Origin of the sequence: Psychrobacillus glaciei, assembly GCF_008973485.1 — a bacterium.
GTDB lineage: Bacteria > Bacillota > Bacilli > Bacillales_A > Planococcaceae > Psychrobacillus > Psychrobacillus glaciei.
Genome location: NZ_CP031223.1, coordinates 989755 through 1009666, shown reverse-complemented (window position 1 = coordinate 1009666; position 19912 = coordinate 989755). Strand labels below are relative to the sequence as shown.

Here is a 19912-nt window from a genome sequence, read left to right as displayed (position 1 = left end):
TTTATTTTCCAACAAAAAAATGGAGCTTTTCCCACAAGTCAACTTGATGGGAAAGCTCCATAAAACTTTTTTAGTATACTTTATCGCCGTTAAAGATTGAATTCTTTACGACAACATAATCTACATTGCGTATTGCTTCTAGTTTGTTGCCACCTGCGTAAGAAATAGAAGATTGAAGATCTTGTTCCATCTCTCTTAAAGTATCTTCTAGAGGGCCTTTGTACTCGACAAACATTTTTTTACCTTCTACATTTTTCTTTTCACCTTTTTGGAATTCAGAAGCGGAACCGAAGTATTCTTTAAATAGTTTTCCATCTTTTTCTATTGTTACGCCTGGTGATTCTTCATGACCTGCGAATAAAGAACCAATCATGACCATTGATGCACCAAATCGCACTGATTTAGCTATATCACCATGCGTACGAATACCTCCGTCAGCAATAATTGGTTTACTAGCTGCCTTTGCACACCAACGTAATGCTGCTAATTGCCATCCACCTGTACCAAATCCTGTTTTAATCTTCGTGATACACACTTTACCTGGTCCAATACCAACTTTTGTTGCATCGGCACCAGCATTTTCTAGCTCTCTCACTGCTTCTGGAGTTCCTACATTTCCAGCAATCACAAAACTTTGAGGTAAGTGGTTCTTAATATGTTTAATCATTTCGATTACTGCATTTGAATGACCATGTGCTATATCAATAGTAATGAATTCAGGTATAAGTTGTTCTTCAGCTAATTGCTGAATAAATGTATATTCCTCTTCTTTAACCCCAACACTAATGGATGCGATTAATCCACGAGATTGCATATCTTTAATAAAAGATACTCGCTTCTCCGGTTCAAAACGATGCATAATATAAAAATATCCATTTTCAGCTAAATAATTAGCAATTTTATCATCTATAATTGTCTGCATATTTGCAGGTACTACAGGTAACTTAAATGTATGTCCACCTAAAGTTGTAGTTGTATCACATTCTGATCGGCTATTTACGATACATTTCGCCGGTATTAATTGAATATCTTCATAATCAAATGCATTTTCCATCATTAACACTCCTAAATACGAATATTAAAACTAAAGTTCAACTAAATGTTCGTCCTTGGATAATTTACATCATTTTCATGCGAATGTCAAAGGTTTTAATAATAGAATGGAAGTAAGAAGGAAGGCAAAGCTGACAACTGCGTAACAGAGATTGACTTGGTACAAATTATTAAAGAGTTATCTTAATATTAGACATTGCATCAAGCTTGTTAGTTATCTAAATTATTCCACTTTATAAAACATAATACTGGCTTACAGTTATATGTTTCAGTTCGCTTTTTAGATATTTTACGTCGTAAGAAAGTTGCCGCAGGGATTTCCGCTGCATGGCGGACGCTTTCCGCCGGGTGAGCGATGAGCCTTCACCGCCGCTACGCGTACGTTGTGAAGTCTCATTTGCCCACAGAGGGTCGAAGGTTAGAAGCGCCACATCGTGTGGCAACACCTTCGTGACCAACATCCTGTTGGCCTCCGGTAGGAATCGCCGCCCTTTCGCTCCAATCCAGAAGAAACATATTAACTATTCAGTAGTATTGCGCAAAGTTATCCACTCTACTAATCCGGATATTATCACCCAATATATAATGCGCAACATACGGAATATTTTCAATGGAGACATATAATTTAATGCAAAGTTAAGGCTTTATTAAGAGAAAGTAGTGGCATTCTCCCCGTGGTTTGACTCGTCCAACCATTTATTGGATTTTATTTTAGATAATAAATTTTAGATTAATAAGTGAATAGTAACACGGAATAGTTAGCAAATATGCTGGATTGCAGCGGCAGGTGGCGACTCCGAAGGGATCAGGGAGACAGATGAGACAGCACAAACGGCGCACATGCGACGGTGCTGGCTCATCGCTCCCCCCTCGGAAAGCGTCCACCTAGAGCGGAAATCCTGGCGGTCACTAAGACGCATTATATAAACAGTGAGACGGAAAACTATTCGTATATCAACCTAAATGTATTGGTTGGAAAAAATATGATAATCAACAGTCGCGGCATTGCATATACTATGTTGATGTTATCATTTCAACTTGAATAGGCACTTAATAGTGCCTATTCACCATATATGCTTCAATCCATTTTATTCGTTCACTTAATTCGAGTAATGCTTGCATGATTTGATGTTGTTCCGTTTTGGTTACAATCGTATGCATCTCCATATGTTCTACAGATTCCTCTACTTTTTGTATACTTTGACCCATTACTTCTACAAAATACTTTAGTTTCATACTTCATTCCTCCATTCATTTATAAATACTATTGTAAATAGTTCCTAAGTTAACTCAACTGTCAGAATTCATCGTAAATTAGCATAATAGCATTTTGCAGCGCATTTGTTGTCAATAATTCACTTTTAGGGCACTTTATATACCCAAAATTTTATTTTCGCATTCCAGTGCTTCCATAAATAGCTTTTTATAGATGAATAGTTAAGGAGATGATTTTGTGCATTTAAATCCTGTTGATCCAGAAGAAATGGCCATGAGAAAGAATTTAGATTTAATCGCTTCCCTTAATATGATTGGAGAGGGAGGTCCTGCACCAATTCTAGAAGAGGAGGAAGTAAAGGAAGTTTCTATTGAATCAGAAAATGTTCCTCCTACTTCTCAGTAACCCCACTTTTGTGGGTTTTTTTATGGAATAATAGACCTTAGCTTTTCCCCTCTCATTGTATTCCGCCGAATATTATGATAAATTGAGATGTTCGTTATTACTTAACAAAAAATAGGATACCAACAAAAAAGTAAGCATTATATTTAAGTAATTCAAGTAATTTACAATTGGAGGAGGAAGAAGAAAGAAGATGAAAGATGCATTAACAGAAATAAAACCTATTGTGGAAGCAGTTTTTGAGCATCTTCATAGTTATCCCGAAATAAGCTGGGAAGAAGTTGAAACAACAAAGTACTTGAAAGAATTGTTAGCTAGTGAAGGGTTTGATGTGCAAACTTTCGATGATACTACTGGGTTAGTCGTTACGATTGGAAGTGGGAAGCCTTGTGTAGGTCTTCGAACGGATATGGATGCACTTTGGCAAGAAGTGGATGGTGAATTTAAAGCGAACCACTCTTGTGGACATGATGCACATATGACAATGGCAATAGGCACTCTTCTTTTATTGAAGCAACTGGGTGTTCCTCAAAAAGGGACTTTGAAAGTTTTATTTCAACCCGCGGAAGAAAAAGGACAAGGGGCACTTTCTTACGTGGAAAAAGGCTTAGTAGATGATATGGACTATTTGTATGGTGTTCATCTCCGGCCGATTCAAGAATTAAGAAATGGCTATTGCTCCCCTGCAATTATACATGGAGCAGGAAAACTAGTGAGTGGTAAGATTCACGGTGTAGAGGCACATGGTGCAAGGCCACATCTTGGCGTAAATGCTATAGAGGTTGGCGCACAATTAGTGCAAGCAATTCAAGCAATTTATTTGGATCCAATGATGTCTTATTCGGCAAAACTAACAAGATTTCTTGCTGGTGGAGAATCCGCAAATATTATACCTGGAAATGCGGAGTTTAGTATCGACATTCGAGCGCAATCGAATGCTGCCATGAATGAGTTGATGGGTAAAGTAGAACATGCCATTCAATCTGTTGCGATTCTAAATAATATTACAATTGATTTTCATATTGAAACGGAAATAGTTGCTGCGCAAGTCCATCAAAGAGCAGTGAAATTCATGAAAGAAGCAATAATTGAGACAATTGGAATAGACTATTACATTCCTCCTATTATTACCCCAGGCGGAGAAGATTTTCATTTTTACACTTTAAAAAGACCTGCTATTAAAGCAACCATGCTCGGACTAGGTTGCGATTTAACACCGGGGTTGCATCATCCAAATATGACATTTAAACATGAGAGTATATTAACTGGTATTGAAATTCTTACCCGTACCGTAATGGTTACTTTTCAAGGAGATGAATCTGTTGAGTGATACCATTACTATTCGAGTATTAAAATCAGTGGAAGAAATGCGTATTGTCCAACAATTAGAGGAGACAGTTTGGGGTATGGGATCCATTCCAGTACATCAAACACTTACTGCCGTAAAAAATGGCGGACTTATAATTGGTGCATTTGACATGAAAAAATTAGTTGGTTTCTCCTATGGTTTCGCTGGTTTTAAAAATGATGAAGTTTATCTATGCTCGCATATGTTAGGTGTTCATCCAGATTATCAGCTGCGCGGTATTGGTAAAAAGTTAAAAGATACGCAACTTATAATCGCGAAAGAGATGGGATACAAGCTTATCACTTGGACCTTTGATCCGTTAGAGAGTAGGAATGCGTATTTAAATGTTTCGAAACTATATGGTATTGTCGACACGTATATTGAAAACTGTTATGGTGAAATGGAGGGTGGCCTTAATGCAGGCTTACCTACAGACCGTTTACAAATAGAATGGCGAATTACGAGTGAACGTGTGGAAGATAAATGGATGCCAGTGAATCTAATTTATGAACAGCCTTTTCAAATCAAAGTTTCGAAGCATAATCTTCCAGTGTTAGTCGAACCCCTTTTATTCGAACCTACACAAGAAGGGTATGAATTACCAATCCCTCACAACATTCAAGAAATAAAGACGGTGGATCCTGAACTAGCGTTAAACTGGCGCTTGCAAACAAGAAAAATTATGCAAAAACTATTTACAGCAGGCTATACGTTAGTATCTGTACGAAAAACAGTCGAACCAGTTAACTATTATCAGTTTGTTAAAAAGTCCACAATACCATTCCATTAAAGGAGTAGTCTCATGTTAATCAAAGAAATGAATATACGCAAAATGAACATGACAATGAAATCCCCCTTCTCTACAAGCTTCGGTACTTTCCAAGTAAAAGAATTCCTATTATTAGAAGCAACAGACGAATTAGGAAATACGGGGTGGGGCGAATCAACTGCATTCCAATCTCCATGGTACAGCGAAGAAACACTAGAAACGAACTTACATATAATTAGAGACTTTTTAATCCCACTCGTATTGGACAAAGGTTTTAACCATCCAGATGAAGTGAGCGAACTATTTGCTCCTCTTCGCAAAAATAATATGGCAAAAGCAGCAGTCGAAGGTGCTATTTGGGATTTGTATGCGAAACGAAATAAGCTAACACTTGCAGAAGCACTTGGTGGCACCGCTGAAAAAATTGAAGTTGGAATTAGTATAGGTATCCAAAAAAGTGCTGCTGAGTTAATAAACTTAGTACATGGCTATGTAGCAGAAGGCTATAAACGAATGAAAGTAAAAATTAAACCTGGACATGATGTGGAAGTACTTCGTGCACTGCGTGAGGTCTTTCCAGATGTTCCGCTTATGGCAGATGCGAATTCTGCGTATACATTAAATGATATTAAATTGTTAAAACAGCTGGATGAGTTTAATTTAACAATGATTGAGCAACCGCTTGCTTCGGACGATATTATTGATCATGCAAAACTGCAAAAAGAATTGAAAACACCAATTTGCTTAGATGAAAGCATTCTTTCATTAGAGGATACCCGAAAAGCATTTGAACTTGGTAGCACCAAAATTATTAATATTAAAATTGGACGTGTTGGCGGTTTAACTGAATCGAAAAAAATTCATGACTTTTGTATGGCAAACGGCATTCCTGTTTGGTGTGGAGGAATGCTAGAATCTGGAATTGGACGTGCCCATAATGTAGCACTTACAACTTTACCTAACTTCATTCTACCAGGAGATACTGCAAGTTCTTCACGTTATTGGGAAGAAGACGTGATTTCACCAGAAGTAGTTGCGGAAGATGGCTATATTACCGTTCCAAAAGCATATGGCATTGGATATGAGCCAAATATAGAAGCCATGGATCGCTATACAGTGGAGCAATTTCATTTTAAATCTGAATGACTGGTAAGTACCTAACAAGGTGGGTTTTTATCGATTTACTAGCCTGAAGCTTCAAGTAGTTTTCCCGGAGCTCTTGTCAGCACTTTTGGCGCAGGTAGCATCCGGGTAGGGGCTTTTAGAAGTGCACATTTAGATAATAAAGATTTTAAGACAGCTTTAGACAGGAACGTTTCTTTTCATCCATAAGCTAGTTTTATATGACATTTTCAATGTTAACAAATGATTACCTCGGTATTTTTATGATATAATAAGGTATTCAAAAAAGAGATGGGAGCATCACAATGTTAAAAGATATTTTTATGACATTATCCGAAAACCAACTATTAAATAGTGCAGCAAAAAGATATGGTTTAAAAATGGGTGCACAACATGTAGTAGCTGGAACTGATATTAAAGAAACAATCGAAAGTATTAAGAAGTTAAATGCTGTAGGTATCTCATGTACAGTTGATAATTTAGGGGAATTTGTTTTCGAAAAAGAAGAAGCTTTAGAAGCAAAAAATCAAATCATCGCTGTAATCGAAGCAATTGAAGAAAACCAAGTAGATGCTCATATTTCGTTGAAGCCATCCCAACTTGGTCTAGATATTGATTATGATTTTGCATTAGAAAACTTAAAAGAAATCGTAGCTATTGCACATAAATATGGTACATTCATCAATATTGATATGGAATCAAACAAACACTTACAACCTTCTTTTGATATTTTGGACGAGCTTTCCAAAGATTACGATAATGTTGGAACCGTAATCCAAGCTTATTTCTATCGTGCAGAAGAAGATATTCAAAAGTATAAAAACTTCCGTCTACGTATCGTAAAAGGCGCTTACAAAGAACCTTTAGAATATGCGTACCAAACGAAAGAGGAAATCGACAAAAACTATGTAGAATTAATCGAATGGCATTTACTAAATGGTAAATTTACTTCTATCGCGACACATGATCATAATGTGATTAACCATATTAAACAATTTATTAAAGATAACAATATTCCAAACGATAAATTTGAATTCCAAATGCTTTACGGATTCCGTACAGACATGCAACTACAACTTGCAAAAGAAGGCTATAACTTCTGTACGTACGTACCATTTGGTAAAGATTGGTACGGTTACTTCATGCGCCGTCTTGCAGAGCGTCCACAAAACTTAAATCTTGTCGTTAAACAAGTATTCAATAAAAACACAAATACCCTACTCGGAATCGCTGCTGGCGCATTCGCACTTGGTAGAATAACAAAAAGAAGTAAAAATAAACGATAAAACAGAAACACTGCACGGCCATTAATCATTAATGGCAGCGCAGTGTTTTTTATTATTACAAATTTGTTACAAGTGCCTGGCACCCGTAACAAATTTGTAATAATAAGATCTATAAAAAAACACCTTATTCTACGGGGAATGGTAGAATAAGGTGTTTTATACTTCACTTCCTTGTTATCGCTCAAGGGGTGGTTTTATTTACTTCGCCGTAATAATCTATCGTCTACTTCGCTTTGTGGTTATCGCTTTAATCGCCGTTGATTAATTCCCCTATTATTATTCAAATGTTTTCTGAACTTGCTTCCTTCTAAGCTCGTTCATCAACTTTATAAACTATTTACTTGTAAATATAATAATAAACCACTTTAATGAGAATACAGATAGAGTTTTATTAGAATTTGATGAGAGTTTTTTATTCCCACGTAACAGAAAGTATTTTGCCCGAAATAGCATGTACTTGAATAGTCGCTTTACTTTGTTTTGTTTTTGAGCCTTCTTTTGAATCACTATCCGATAGGGACACTTTCATTACAATTAAATAGTAACCACCTTCATTTGTTTTAACAAATGAATTACTTTCAACGGTACCTTTAATCTGTTGTTGAGCAGTTTTAATCGCTTGTTCTTCTGAGATTAGAACGGTTGGCGCCTTATCATTCTTCGAATCAGTATCTGGTTTTTTCGAGTCCGCATCTGGTTTCTTTGCATCCGATTGAATCATTAAAGATTTGATAGGTAATGTTTGTTGTTCTTCTGCCTTTGCGTCCTCTGTTTTGGAAGTTTCTAATAGTGCGGATTCTTCCTTCACTATTTCCGTTTTAGCAACTTCTGTTTTTATTTGTTCCACGTTTGACACGTCATCTTTTTCTACTTTTGCTTCGTCTGTTTTAGATGACTCTGACTTTAAAACATCTTTTATTACTGCTTTAATTGGTTTTTCTTCTTTAAACTGCTTTTCTTCAGTTGCTTTTTCTTCCACTTTTGTCTGTATAGATTTTAAACCTTTTGGAGCAATCATTACAACTGATTTTTGTGGTTGGCTTATTTCTGATTTCATAATTTCATTTTGGTATTTTTTGGTGATAACAATTTTCGTAGGAAGCTTTACTGTTTCTACCTTTGCCGTGGAGTTGGTTTCATCGCTGCTTTCCAGTAGAGGTTGTTCTAGAATTTCCAGTGTGTTTTCCTCCACCCCCTCAGCCGAATCTTTACTTACATCGCTTTGTTGATCAATGTCAAATTCATTCGTTTTTTCAAGGGAATATACATCACCAGTGACTGCATTCATTTCTACCAAATAAAAAGTCCCGCTTTTTGTAATAACAGCATGGTACACATCTTGTTTCATCGTTACACCGGCAACTTCTGCATCGTACATTTGCTCGAGTTGGGAGCGGATTTCATTTTCAGATATCGACTGTGTATTATGTGTGATATTCAGTAGAATTCCTATCCCAAAAGCCACTATTATCGCAATAAAAACGAATAGAAATCCTTTTCTTTTGAAAAATTTCACTCACGCTTTCCCCCCTCCAAAACATCTTACTTCACCAACATTAAAAATTGCTGAGAATTTGATCTTTCGGAATAAAAATGTGAACAGTTGTACCAAAACCTACTACACTTTCAATGGTAAGTTCTACAGAAATTCGAGTTGCTATGTCTTTAGCAATTGCCATACCAAGGCCAGTCCCACCAGTTTTCCTATTTCTGTCTTCATCTACTCGGTAAAAACGGTTATAAATATGTTCCAAATCTTTTTTGGGAATGCCATTTCCATAATCCATTATAGAAATTTTTGTTCCCAACTCATTTTCTAATAGAGTTGTTTTAATTTCTTTTTCACTATACTTTCGAGCATTATCTAATAGGATAAAAAGCAATTGTCTTAATTGTTCCAAATCTGTGTTCGCATAAATGGGACCTTCCCCTGTTAATAAAAACTTTCTATTATACGCAGTGTGCATCGATTGTAACGTAGTTTCGACGAGTTCAAAAACATCTACCACTTCAATAGAACGAACTAATTGCTCATTACTCTTAGCTAATAAAAGCATTTGTGAAATCATTTCTTTCATCCTACTTGTTTCACTAATAATTGCTTGAACAGATTCTTTTGCTATCTCCGTATTACGAAAGCCGTGCCGTGCTAGTAATTTTGCATAGCTTTCGATAACAGTTAATGGTGTTTTTAATTCGTGGGAAGCATCTGAAACAAATTGTTCTTGCTTGTTATAGTTTTGTTCCAGTTGCTCCATCATTTCATTAAATGCGATCCCCATTTGTGCCATTTCATCTTTTCCGTTTGCTGGAACCGAGATTTTTTTATATTTCCCGGACACTCGACTTTGAGACATCGTATTTATTAACTTTTTAATTGGACCAGTTATTATTTTACCCAGCATAATACTGGAAATTGCCATAATTAGCATACCTGCTAATGTAACTCCAATTAATATAAGCCGCAAAAAATCTAGATTTTTATTTACTTCTACTAGTAGTTTCATTGTCTGAACTTCGTTAACTTCCCCGTCCACCCATATAACCGGCTTGCTAATAGATAAAATCGGTATTCCTTGGAAAATGCCAATTGAATATCGCTCGCCAACCTCAAACTTAGGTTGATAATTATTCACATCATCCACCGTTTGAACGAACAATTTCGTTTCTCCTTTCCTATTATTCACACGAACAGCACCTTTGGAAGGAATGAAAGTCCGTAAAATGGTGGCGGCATCTTCCTCCACTTCCATTTTACTTAATGCCTTGATCAATTCATCAGTTTCCGCATTAAGTTGGTTATATTCTGTATCATAAGCCATTTTTTCAAAAATAAAATAAACCCCTATATTCATCATACTTAAAATAAAAAGGGTAAGAAATGTTGAAAATAGGTGGATTTTCGTTTTAAGCCTCATTCTTTTGCTCCTTCAAAACATAACCAACTCCACGGATAGTTTGAATAAGGGAAGACTTCTGATTTTCTTCAATTTTTTTTCGAACATATCGTATGTAAACATCCACAACATTTGTATCTCCGTAATAATCAAAACCCCATACTGCATCTAAAAGCTGTTCTCTCGTTAATACCTGATGAGGATGTTTCATCAAATAAAGCAATAAATCATACTCACGGGGTGTCAAATTAATCGATTGGCCATCTCTACATATCTCACGGGTTTGCTCGTTTAACATGAGCGATTCAAATATATGCACATTCTTGTCCTTTATCAAAGGGGTTAAGGTGGATTTAGAAAATCGAATGGAGGAACGAACACGCGCAAGCAGCTCTTCAATCTCAAATGGTTTCGTCACATAATCATTTGCCCCAAGATCGAGACCAGCCACCTTATCTTCTATACCACTTTTAGCTGTCAATAAAATAACGGGTGTATCAGATTCTGTCGCTCTTATTCTTCTTAGAACATCCAGTCCATTCAAACCAGGCAACATCAAATCCAATAGTATTAAATCCCACATCTTCTCTCTATATTTAATCAGCCCATCTGTTCCGGTGTACGCGATTTCTACCTCGTATCCTTCGAACTCCAGCTCCAATTGTAAAACGCGTGCAATGTTCTCCTCGTCCTCAATTATTAAAACCTGCTCCTTCATCCGAATCCCCCTCTTTTCCCCTTATTCTATCACACAACACAAACGCCAGGTTTGAATCATTACAAGAGTGTTACTGGTGCCAGGCACCAGTAACACTCTTGTAATGATAGTTCCATTTTACGGTAATTTCACTAGCGTTTAGAATGAACTTATTTCGACGTATTAGGACAAATGACGAAAAGTTAGAAATTTTATTTTGGAGGGTTTTTAATGATGAAAATTGTATTTTTGAGCGGTTTTACTTAGCAAAAATAAATTGTCGCAGAAAAAAGCAAAATGTGACAATTGTGCTAATTATAGTTTTGTTATATGGTGAATGAAATACGTTGGAGGTGTAGTTTGAATGGGAAGAATGAGAAGGATTTGGCAGCCAGAAATTTATTATCATGTAACGATGAGAGGAAATAATCGGCAAAATATATTCTTAAATGATGGGGATTTTGCATTGTTTTTCCGTGCACTTTATAAAGCGAATTCAAAATATCCTTTTACGATTATTGCGTATTGCGTGATGAATAATCATTATCATCTGCTGATTCGTTCTCCAGAAGTTCCATTATCAAATATCATGTCAATAGTGAATAAAAGGTATTCGGAGTGTTTTAAAAGAAAATATAATTTTAATGGACAACTATATGAAACTCGCTATTTTGCTAGCATGGTGTCAGACCCAATTAGTCTATTGAATGTGAGCAGCTATATTCACCAAAATCCAATTAATACGAAAGGTATCATAGCCGATAAAATGGAGAATTATTGTTATAGCTCATATAAGTATTACGTACAGGAAAAAGAATCACCGTATCCATTTTTGAATACAAAATTACTTCCTTCTATCATAGCAACTTATCCTGAAATTAAAGATAGCGATTACTGTAGCTATTGTGAAAACTTCCGTCTCCCTATGGAAGAAGAAAAGTCCACTCAAAGTCAAGGAGTTTTGACATAAGAGAGGACCGTAATATTAAGCAATAATTTCGGCAGTATCAGCTTTAATGTGAATTTGATTTGCTGCAACTTTACATTCTTGCACAAAAGCATTGAAAATCGGACGTATTGATGCCAATGGACCTTCCATCATTTCCGGATGCCACTGTACCGCTACAACAAATCGATCTTGATCCCATTCAATGCCTTCTACGATTCCGTCCGGAGCAGTCATTGAAGCTTTAAATCCTTTACCCAATTCTTTCACTGCTTGATGGTGAAAGCTGTTTACCCCAATTTCCTCTGTTTCGTAAATAGTATAGAGGGTAGACCCTTTCTCAATTTTCACCGGATGAAATGGGTGATGTCTTAACGCTTTAGATACGGAATGATTCATTCCTTCAGGTTTTTGGGACTCCAAATCTTGATAAAGCGTTCCACCCGTTGCCACGTTTAAAAGCTGCATGCCTCGGCATATTCCAAGAACCGGCAATGGCGTTTCAAATAAAATCTTTTGAGCCAGCTTTACTTCATGATCATCACGTCTTGGCTCAATTAATCCTAAACCAAATCGAGGGTATTCCCCGTAATAATTTGGATCGATATCCGATCCTCCCGAGAATAAAATGCCATCTAACTTTTGCAAAAGTGGTGTTAACGTCTCCAAATCCTTTGTTATCGGTAGGATTACTGGCACCCCTCCAGCACGTTCTATTGCAACTATATAGTCATCTGCAAGTAATTGCCATTCTTGCTGGACAGCTCCAATTCCTACCTCCACACCAATAGCATCATCTGATAAATAGTTTGCGCAAATACCAATAAGTGGTTTCATTTTCCATTCCCCCAAAATCACCAAGTTGTTTACATCCTAAGTTTTCTATTCTAAATGGCCTTGAATATCAGAAGCATACAAACCTATCAAATTAACTATGCCTATTTGTAATTGCTTCTGCGTATATTTGTTCACCTTCAAACTTGTGCTCCTGCGGTTACTCGTCGCATGAAAAATATGTGCCCCAAAAAAACAAATGCTTATAGTTCAACTACCCAACCAAATGGATCTTGTACAGTCCCCTTTTGAATGCCAGTTAATGTATCATATAGCTTTTTCGAAAGCTCCCCTGTTTCTCCATTATTCACGTAAAATAATTCACCCTTCCAACGAAGTTCTCCTATTGGAGAAATGACCGCTGCTGTTCCAGTTCCAAATGCTTCATCTAACTTACCTGTTCGGTAGGCTTCACGAATTTCCTCCATTGAAACTTTACGCTCCGTGACTGGAACATCCCAATGTTTCAACAATTGAATAATCGATTTTCGCGTTATCCCATCTAAAATACTACCATTTAAAGCAGGAGTTACAACTTCCCCACCAATTTTGAAGAACACATTCATGCTCCCTACTTCTTCTATATATTTACGTTCAATACCATCTAACCAAAGAACTTGTGCATACCCACCGAGATCCGCTACTTCTTGTGCTTTTAAGCATGACGCATAATTTCCCGCAGTTTTTGCAGTACCAGTACCTCCTGCAACAGCACGAACATACTCGCTTTCCACAAGAATTTTCACTGGGTGAATACCCTCTTTATAATAAGAACCAACAGGAGACATAATGATGATGAAACTATAAGTAAGAGAAGCTGAAACGCCTAAATGTGACTCAGTTGCAATCATAAATGGACGAATATATAAGGATGTCCCTGGTTCAGAAGGAATCCATTCTTTATCAACCTCTATTAATTGCTTAAGTGCCTCAAGTGCATGTTCTTCATCTATTTTTGCCATGCTCATGCGGTCACAGGAATTATTCATACGTTTCATATTTTCTTCTGGACGGAATAAACGAACAATACCATCATCTGACAAATAAGCTTTCATACCTTCAAAAACAGTTTGCCCATAGTGAAAAATAGTCGCAGAAGGATCTAAAGTAACTGGTTGATAAGGGATAATTCTGTGGTCATGCCAGCCTATACCTTCCGTATAATCTGCTATAAACATATGATCCGTAAAGGTTCTACCGAAAATCAGTTGATCGGCCGGCACTTTTTCTTTTTTGTTTTCGTTTCTAGTAATTTGAATTTTTAGATTACTCATGACTTACTTTTCCCCTATCAATAAAAGTTATTATTGCAACTATATTTATGTGCAATATATTACATGCAATTATACTACTTTTTTATTAATTAGAAATACCTTTTTAAAATTATTTTTCAAAAATCTCGTTCATTTATATTTATGGTGGCAGACACCATTTATTTAATAAAGGAATTCTCCTATTTATATAACAATTGCCGATATCCTTCCGATATAACATGTATATAGAAAAATACCATCAGACAGGAGGCATTTTAATTTGTTGAAGTTTTTTACATACATACTCACTTTTATTATTTTATTGTTCACAACCTTCTCCATCCCCTTTTCTGCGAATGCGTCTACGCTAGTAGATGGAATGTTCGTGGATGCTACATATGAAGAAGTTGTGTTAAGTGACAAAACAAAAGAAAAAAAATTAACGAAAATTACATTGATTAATGATAACGGTAAAACCATTACATTAAAAATTGATAAATATACGCCACTTTTTATTAATTCGACTTCTACAACAATAGATGCATTTAAAGAAGGAATGTGGATTCAGGCATCGGTAGATTTAGGAAAAGTTACAGAACTTCGCGGCTTCGCGGATATTCCTCAAGGAAATTCTAATGCAATAGGCGAATATATAACCGGCACAGTGAATGAAATTGATAAAAATGGTAAGTTTATCGCGATTAATTTAAAGAATAAGCAATCGAAAAGATTTTATTTGGATCTGGACACACAAGTTTTTAAAGAGTCGAAACTGGTAGATTTAAGTGTTTTATTCGAGGGTGATCGCGTTAAGCTTAACCTTACAGACTTCGATTCTAATACACTTGCATCCATTGAAGTAATTGTCGAAGGGATTCAAGTGGAACATTTATACAAAGGAACAATCCAACAGATAGATGCAAACCAAAAGAAGCTTCTAGTTAAAGATGAGAAAGTTTTTCAAAACTGGGACTGGCAATTAGTCAATTCAGCATCAAAAGGAATTACTTCGAAACCATTCACAGCGAAGACACCCATTTACGTAGGAAATAAAACAATCGATCCATCTCAATTACGTTCCTATGTAAATAATGAAGTTTACTATGTAACGATCAATCAACTAGGTAAAGAAGTTATTCAAAAAATTATTATTAAGCAATCAAACGAACGAACCCTCCATGAGAAGTTGAATTCGGTTGATACTTCTGCACAAAAGATTAGACTTTCTAGTACCGGAAGTATTTATTATCATAAAGGTACTATCATTATTCGGAACGGACGTTTAGTTGATCCTAGTGCACTATCAGAAAGTGGCGATGCATATGTAATCACAAACGGTGGAAGTTCATCTCAATACGCAAATATTATTCAAATTACAAACGATGGTTTCCAAAGTCCAAGCTTGTCAAACCATGAAGTGTACTTTGGACAAATTAGCAACGTTGGTTATAACCGATTACTACTAACGAATGCCAGCAAGCTTTTAAATAATTCTTGGTACGCTACTTCTTATGCAAATTTGAATATTAGTAATGATACTGTTGTCGTAGAGGATTATAATAGTTCCACTAAGAACTTTACGTATAGCACGAACCAATATGCTTATTTCTATGTGAAGGATAACCATGTGGTAGCCGCTCACATAATTGGAAGTGGTAGTCCTGCTCCTTTCGTATCAGTTGGACGATTGCAATCTAAATCATACTCCTATGTTGATTTGAAAGATGTAAGCCAATGGAAGAACGGAAATTGGACAACTATTAATCCAATTAATAATTTAGATATCAGCCAAACTACTTTTATTAAAGAAGGTAAAGTTATTTCTATAGATCTGGTAAACGAGAATGATCGATTATTTATCATTCATGAAACCTATTCAAAAGCTCGTATTATATTAGTCGATTAATGTTAAAATGTGGGCATGTGAATCGTTTGTTTACATGCCTTTCATTATGATAATCAAAACTGGAAAGAGGTATGAACTATCTAAATGAATATTCCATTTAAACACCAGATGAAGAGACTTTCTATTTTAATAGCACCAATTTTATTAGTAATTACTCTAGCAGTTCCAACCGCATTTGCGAAAGTTCCTGATTTTAACGGGGGAATTCTAGACGAATATATGTACGAAGAAGTATTTTTCTTAGCTGGCTACCCACTTAAATTTACTGGAAAAGCAACCCTCACAGAAAAAGAAAGTAAAAACCAATTGACATCTACCTATAAATTTACATTAACAAGTGAACATGGAGATAAATTAACACGCAACGTTGTGTACGTTTCGGACTTAAAAAACTATGAAACAAAAGGACAAACAACTTCCAATACAGTAGTAAAGAGTTATACAGAAAAAATAGCAATGGCTGATAAAAGCACATATACACTGGATGACTATCAATTTTCACAAAGCTCGGTCATTGATAATCGACCTGCTACTGATTACTATTCAGGAAATGTAATTGCTCGAAAAATTTATCTAAAAAGCTTCAAAGTCGGTAAGACAACATTAAATGACAAAATTACTGTTTATATGACCGGTCGAGATGTTGGTTATAAAAACTTCTGGGGTTCAACGGACACTCAGTTTGTAGACTATGAAATAGAAACTCCTGAAGGTACTGCATTTGTAACAAGCAAAGTTTCTGATAGTAAATCTAGAGTGTTGGAATATGAACCGCATACGCCAACTCTTTCAAGTTTTGTTGGTGGTCATGCCGTGATTAGCTCCTCCAATATGGTTTCTGAATATACATACAATATTCCTTTCCGTAATCTCCATGATTCTGGTCCGACTATTGGTAACTTTTATTTAAATAAAGAAAAAACACCAAAAATAGAGCGTCTTATTGTTCCAAAATTCCGCGACATTGCAAATCACTGGTCAAGACCTAATATTGAAAAACTATATTCAATTGGTATTTTCGATGAATCTAGCAACTTCTTTTCACCTGACGCTGCCATGAAAAAAGATCAATTTACGATAAGTGTTGCAAAAGCAGTTGATTTACGTGTTCTAGAGGAAAAACCAGCAAAGAAGAATACCGTGAAAAAAGCGTTATTTGAAGACCTAGATCCAAAAGATCCTAACTATGGATATATCGAAAGTGCATTAAATAAAGGCATTGTCAGCCCAGTTAATGCAAAGAAATTTGGTGCAAAGGATTCTATCACAAGAGCGCAGGCAGCAATCATTATCGTTCGCTCTTTAGGACTGGAAGGTCGTGCCCCAAGTCCTGGGTATAAAACACACTTTATCGATGATAATAAAATTCCAAAAGAAGCAAAAGACAGTATTTACGTTGCAAGTCAGCTTGGACTTATTGAGCCAGACAAGAAAAATCGTATTAACGCAAATGAAGTATTAACTAGAGGAAAAGCATCACAACTTCTTGTACGTTACTTAAACTTCCTTGAATCCGATTTAAAACAAAACTACCGTGATGACATGCTATACTTTAACTAACAAACAAAATCACCTCCGATACCCTAAAAGTATCAGAGGTGATTTTTATATTACAAATGTGTTACAGGTGCCTGGCACCCGTAACACATTTGTAATTATACGAATATTAACCAAAGGATCATGGTAACTATGATTGTTGTGACACCTTGCAGTAAGGTTGCCATTGTTTGTGCTTTGTATGCATCGGTTACTTTCATTCCGCTGAATTGTGTAACGACCCAGAAATAGCTATCATTTACGTGACTCACTGTCATCGCACCTGCTCCAATCGCCATAACAACTAGGGCAAGTGGCATCGCGCCGTCAATACCTAAAGTAGGTAACATTGGTGCAATTAAGGAAGATGTAATTACAAGTGCTGCTGTGGAAGAACCTTGTGCAGTTTTTAATGCTGCTGCAATTAGGAATGGTACAAGTAAGAATAATGCACCGTTTGCAAGTGCTCCTAAGTCCATTTGTTGCAATTGATCAGCGACACCTGAATTTTTAATTACAGTACCAAATGATCCACCAGCACCTGTGATTAACAGAATAGGAGCTGCTTCTTTCAAACTTTCCCCAATCCATCCAGACAATGTTTTTTCACTAATTTCAGGTAATAATAAAAATGCTGCTAATACTCCAAATAACAGGGCTACAGTTGGTGCTCCAAGGAATCTCAAAAAATTAGTAAACCCTGATTCATCGCCAGTTAGTGCAGCTACAGATCCAATTCCGATTAACAAGATTGGCAAAATAATTGGAAGAAACGATTTAAAAGTAGAAGGCATTTTACCGAAAGATTTGATTACTTCATCATAATCCAGTGCTTCTTCATGATCTGCTTCCACATCAATTTTTGTGCCAACTTTTATTGCCCAAAGATATCCTACAATAACTGCTGGAATTGCTACAAATAATCCTACTAAGATGATTGTTCCTAAATAATCAGATGCTCCAATATTTCCTGCAGCCGCAATCGGACCTGGAGTTGGTGGAACAAGCGTATGTGTTGCAAATAAACCTGTTGATAAAGCAATCGTCATGGAAGCGACTTTCACTTTTGCACGTTTTGCTAAAGATTTTTTCAAGCTTGATAGAATAATAAAACCTGAATCACAAAATACTGGTATGGAAACGATATATCCGATAATGGACATCGCAAGCTGTGGTCGCTTCTCCCCTAGAACACGAAGCACCACTTCTGCCATACGATAAGCAGCACCTGATTTCTCTAATATAACCCCAATAATTGTACCTGCAACAATCACTAGACCGATATTCGTCATGAGTCCGCCAAAACCGGTATTTACATTTTCTACAACAGTTAGTAATGGCATTCCAGAAGCAATACCAACAAAGAACGCACTAATTAGTAAAGCTAAAAATGGATGAAGCTTGAACACAGCGGTTGCCACGACAACTAAAACTACACCAAGAAAAATCACAAAAAATAACATTTGTTACACCCCTTTTTATTTTTTTAAAATAGACTTCATCATTTCCTTCGTTTTCAAGCGCAAATAATGTGCAGCGTTCCCCATGGACACTTCTTGTGAAATAGTACTATCAGTAATGCTCGCTAGCCTATAAAAATATGGATATAATTGCGAAATACTTTCTTGTTCAATAAAACCTGATATTAATACAACTGGTATGCCCTGCTTTTTTGCAGCGTTTGCGATTCCAATTGGCGCCTTACCAGAAAGTGTTTGAAGATCTGATTTCCCTTCCCCTGTAAATATGAAATCTGCATCTTCTATTTGTCGGTGAAAGTCAATTGCCTTCATGACTACTTCTATGCCTGGTTTTAATTCAACTGGAAAAAATGCTAGAAAAGCACCGCCAAGCCCCCCTGCTGCGCCTGCTCCAGGTTGACCATGAAGTGAGATACCAGTTAGGCTTTCCACTTTATTTGCCAAGTTTAATAGATTTCGATCTAACTTTTCTACTAAATCTGGAGTGACTCCTTTTTGGGGACCGAAAATAGCAGTAGCTCCAGTTGGTCCGATAAATGGATTGTCCACATCACAAGCAATGATAAAGTGTGATTCCTGTATTCGATGATCAAAATTCAGTGCGTCAATCTCAACTAAATCAATTAATGCATCTGCTCCTTGTGCAATGTCCTCACCTAATCCATTTCGAAACTTCATTCCCAAAGCTTGAAGCATACCTGTTCCACCATCATTTGTTGCACTTCCGCCGATACCAACGACAAACTTTCGATAGCCGTTATCCAATGCATGGCGGATTAATTCACCTGTTCCATACGTAGATGCAATGAGCGGATTTTTTTCGTGCTCCTTTAGTAGTGTTAAGCCAGATGCTTTCGCCATCTCAATAACACATGTTTCTCCATCTCCTAGGATGCCATATTCGACATAAATAGGACGACCGATCGGATCATGCACTGCTACATAAACTGTTTGTCCATTCGTAGCATTGATAAGTGGTTCAAGAGTACCTTCTCCGCCATCAGCTATAGGTAATAGGACAGTTTCAATCATGGGGTCAATTTCTTTTATTCCTGCAGAAATTTCTTGAGCAGCTTCTGTTGCTGTTAACGAACCTTTAAAAGAATCAGGACTAACAATGATTTTCACGTAAACACCTCCTTCACTTAAGCGCTTACATTGAAGTA

At 36.4% G+C, this 19912-nt stretch carries 17 protein-coding genes; 8 read left to right on the top strand and 9 right to left on the bottom strand.

From position 1 onward, the window contains the following. Positions 1-70 precede the first annotated feature (70 nt). Both guaC and PB01_RS04515 read right to left on the bottom strand, forming a co-directional pair. A complete protein-coding gene (guaC, locus tag PB01_RS04520; RefSeq protein ID WP_151699087.1) occupies positions 71-1054 on the bottom strand; it encodes a GMP reductase in 984 nt (327 codons plus the stop codon). A gap of 1049 nt (positions 1055-2103) precedes the next feature. Beyond that, positions 2104-2289, bottom strand: coding sequence for a hypothetical protein (locus PB01_RS04515; RefSeq protein ID WP_151699086.1), 186 nt, complete (start codon positions 2287-2289; stop codon positions 2104-2106). A 217-nt stretch (positions 2290-2506) separates the two neighbouring features. On the opposite strand from PB01_RS04515, the gene PB01_RS20875 reads away from it, so the two are divergent. The 5 genes from PB01_RS20875 (at position 2507) to PB01_RS04495 (ending at position 7196) form a co-directional block, all read left to right on the top strand. Next, on the top strand, positions 2507-2674 hold the full coding sequence (locus PB01_RS20875) for a hypothetical protein (RefSeq protein WP_192797472.1): 168 nt from the start codon (positions 2507-2509) through the stop codon (positions 2672-2674). Between the two features lie 190 nt (positions 2675-2864). Next, a complete protein-coding gene (locus PB01_RS04510) occupies positions 2865-4001 on the top strand; it encodes a M20 peptidase aminoacylase family protein (protein WP_151699085.1) in 1137 nt (378 codons plus the stop codon). Further along, on the top strand, positions 3985-4809 hold the full coding sequence (locus PB01_RS04505; protein WP_192797471.1) for a GNAT family N-acetyltransferase: 825 nt from the start codon (positions 3985-3987) through the stop codon (positions 4807-4809). Before PB01_RS04510 ends, PB01_RS04505 begins: the two co-directional genes overlap by 17 nt. A gap of 12 nt (positions 4810-4821) precedes the next feature. Then, positions 4822-5934 carry an o-succinylbenzoate synthase gene (menC, locus tag PB01_RS04500; protein WP_151699084.1) on the top strand — a complete coding sequence of 371 codons (1113 nt, stop codon included), beginning with the start codon at positions 4822-4824 and terminating at the stop codon, positions 5932-5934. 281 nt (positions 5935-6215) lie between these two features. Next, on the top strand, positions 6216-7196 hold the full coding sequence (locus PB01_RS04495) for a proline dehydrogenase family protein (RefSeq protein ID WP_151699083.1): 981 nt from the start codon (positions 6216-6218) through the stop codon (positions 7194-7196). 412 nt (positions 7197-7608) lie between these two features. Here PB01_RS04495 and PB01_RS04490 read toward each other — a convergent pair whose 3' ends face one another. Genes PB01_RS04490 through PB01_RS04480 form a run of 3 tightly spaced genes read right to left on the bottom strand, consistent with a single transcriptional unit; the run spans position 7609 to position 10811 of the window. Beyond that, entirely contained in the window at positions 7609-8712 is a 1104-nt protein-coding gene (locus PB01_RS04490) for a PepSY domain-containing protein (protein WP_151699082.1), read from the bottom strand. 40 nt (positions 8713-8752) lie between these two features. Continuing rightward, complete coding sequence (locus PB01_RS04485) at positions 8753-10114, bottom strand: sensor histidine kinase (RefSeq protein ID WP_151699081.1); 1362 nt, start codon at positions 10112-10114, stop codon at positions 8753-8755. Then, on the bottom strand, positions 10104-10811 hold the full coding sequence (locus PB01_RS04480) for a response regulator transcription factor (RefSeq protein WP_151699080.1): 708 nt from the start codon (positions 10809-10811) through the stop codon (positions 10104-10106). The genes PB01_RS04485 and PB01_RS04480 overlap by 11 nt, the downstream gene beginning before the upstream one ends. 343 nt (positions 10812-11154) lie before the next feature. On the opposite strand from PB01_RS04480, the gene PB01_RS04475 reads away from it, so the two are divergent. After that, positions 11155-11760, top strand: coding sequence for a transposase (locus tag PB01_RS04475; protein ID WP_151699079.1), 606 nt, complete (start codon positions 11155-11157; stop codon positions 11758-11760). Between the two features lie 15 nt (positions 11761-11775). Here PB01_RS04475 and PB01_RS04470 read toward each other — a convergent pair whose 3' ends face one another. Both PB01_RS04470 and PB01_RS04465 read right to left on the bottom strand, forming a co-directional pair. Continuing rightward, a complete protein-coding gene (locus PB01_RS04470) occupies positions 11776-12573 on the bottom strand; it encodes a gamma-glutamyl-gamma-aminobutyrate hydrolase family protein (protein WP_151699078.1) in 798 nt (265 codons plus the stop codon). A gap of 200 nt (positions 12574-12773) precedes the next feature. Next, positions 12774-13844: a branched-chain amino acid aminotransferase gene (locus tag PB01_RS04465; RefSeq protein ID WP_151699077.1), complete on the bottom strand. Its 1071-nt coding sequence runs from the start codon at positions 13842-13844 to the stop codon at positions 12774-12776. A gap of 259 nt (positions 13845-14103) precedes the next feature. Here PB01_RS04465 and PB01_RS04460 point away from each other — a divergent pair, with 259 nt between their 5' ends. Then, positions 14104-15729 carry a hypothetical protein gene (locus PB01_RS04460; protein ID WP_151699076.1) on the top strand — a complete coding sequence of 542 codons (1626 nt, stop codon included), beginning with the start codon at positions 14104-14106 and terminating at the stop codon, positions 15727-15729. An 84-nt stretch (positions 15730-15813) separates the two neighbouring features. Further along, positions 15814-17289, top strand: a complete 1476-nt coding sequence (locus PB01_RS04455) for an S-layer homology domain-containing protein (RefSeq protein ID WP_151699075.1) — start codon at positions 15814-15816, stop codon at positions 17287-17289. Between the two features lie 95 nt (positions 17290-17384). On the opposite strand, the gene PB01_RS04450 is transcribed toward PB01_RS04455, so the two are convergent. Together PB01_RS04450 and PB01_RS04445 are read right to left on the bottom strand one after the other, a co-directional pair. Further along, positions 17385-18728: a GntP family permease gene (locus PB01_RS04450; RefSeq protein WP_151699074.1), complete on the bottom strand. Its 1344-nt coding sequence runs from the start codon at positions 18726-18728 to the stop codon at positions 17385-17387. A gap of 15 nt (positions 18729-18743) precedes the next feature. Continuing rightward, entirely contained in the window at positions 18744-19874 is a 1131-nt protein-coding gene (locus PB01_RS04445) for a glycerate kinase (RefSeq protein ID WP_151699073.1), read from the bottom strand. Positions 19875-19912: the final 38 nt, after the last annotated feature.